This window comes from Comamonas sp. F1-6 (assembly GCF_039581415.1).
GTDB classification, from domain to species: domain Bacteria; phylum Pseudomonadota; class Gammaproteobacteria; order Burkholderiales; family Burkholderiaceae_C; genus Comamonas; species Comamonas thiooxydans.
Genome location: NZ_JBCPWN010000073.1, coordinates 1 through 394, shown reverse-complemented (window position 1 = coordinate 394; position 394 = coordinate 1). Strand labels below are relative to the sequence as shown.

Genomic DNA, 394 nt, shown 5'->3' with positions numbered 1-394 from the left:
TTATGCGCAAAGTGCCGACAGCAGCGCGCAAAGCTCCTCTAGCTCCTCTTCCGTGGGGGCGCAACAGAATCAGTCGGTCACCATTGTCAATCCGGTCGTTGCCCCGGCGGAAAGTCGATCTGTATCCACGATGGACAGCAGATCCACTTCAACCTCCGATCAAAACATCACAACGAACGGCACGACCACCCAGAACCTGAACAGCACTGTGTCCGGGACGTCCAAGAACATTGTGGAGTACACAGGTACTTACACCATGAAGAACGTTCCCAGCGTGAACGGCCCCAATCTCACGACCAGCAATGACACCTGCATGGGCAGCAGCAGCGGCAGTGCCAACGGCCCTGGCTTTGGCGTGAGCTTCGGCACAACCTGGACGGACGAGCATTGCAAA

At 56.9% G+C, this 394-nt stretch carries 1 pseudogene; it reads left to right on the top strand.

The annotated features are described in order from the left end of the window. Nucleotides 1-394: pseudogene (locus tag AAIL66_RS24365) on the top strand (hypothetical protein); the annotation flags it as partial.